This is a genomic window from Pseudomonas sp. 22189 (genome assembly GCF_052045635.1).
In the GTDB taxonomy this organism is placed as follows: Bacteria; Pseudomonadota; Gammaproteobacteria; order Pseudomonadales; family Pseudomonadaceae; genus Aquipseudomonas; species Aquipseudomonas parakoreensis.
The window spans coordinates 1-807 of record NZ_JBQEPG010000068.1 but is presented as its reverse complement, the minus strand read 5'-3'; the positions used below and the strand labels follow the sequence as shown (position 1 = coordinate 807).

The following is an 807-nucleotide window of genomic DNA, read 5'->3' as shown; positions in this document are numbered from 1 at the left end:
TTGATCTTGCCTTTAAAAATCAAAAGATCGCAGCCTGCGGCAGCTCCTACAGAGATCGGTAACATGTGCTTATAATTGTTCGCTTGCTAACGATCGAGACCGGTATGACTGCCATCCACATCAAGTTCCCCGCCCTCACCCTCAAGGCCGGCCCTCGGGCCATGGCGCGCATTCGTGCCCAAGGCCTGAACGCCGCCGACGTCGGCACCCTGCCCGGTGCGGCCGGAGGGCCGAAGGCGTTGGGGATTCAGGGGCTGGATCTGGCGTTGTTCGGCGAATGGCTGCCGAGCGCGCCGCGTGAGCGCTCGCTGATCGGTGCCTCGGTCGGTTCCTGGCGCTTCGCCAGCGCTTGCCTGCCGGACGCTGCCGAAGGCATTCGCCGCCTCGGCCAGTTGTACGCCGAGCAGAATTTCAACAAAGGCGTGACCATGGCCGAGATCAGCGCGAGCTCGCAGCGCATGCTCAATGACCTGCTCGACGGCCGCGACGCCAGCATCCTCAACAACGCCGACTACCGCCTGAACATCATGGTCGTGAAAAGCCACGGGCGCCTGGCCGATGATCACCGCGGACGCCTCGGCCTGGCGCTGGGCTCGGTGATCGCCGATAACCTGCGCGGTCGCGCACGGCTGTCGCGGCACTTCGAACGCCTGATCGTTCACGACCCGCGCCTCGCCCCACCGGTGAATGCGTTGAATGACTTTCCGTCGCGCTTCGTCGCCCTCAATGCCGGCAACCTGCGCCAGGCGCTGCTGGCGTCCGGTTCGATCCCGATGGTCATGGAAGGCGTGCGCGACCTGCCGGGTG

Annotated in this window: 1 protein-coding gene; it reads left to right on the top strand. The window is 64.8% G+C overall.

Translation table 11 applies throughout. The features are described from left to right. Positions 1-104 precede the first annotated feature (104 nt). A partial coding sequence (locus ACTJKS_RS28005; protein ID WP_440829054.1) for a patatin-like phospholipase family protein occupies positions 105-807 on the top strand: 703 nt, incomplete at its 3' end.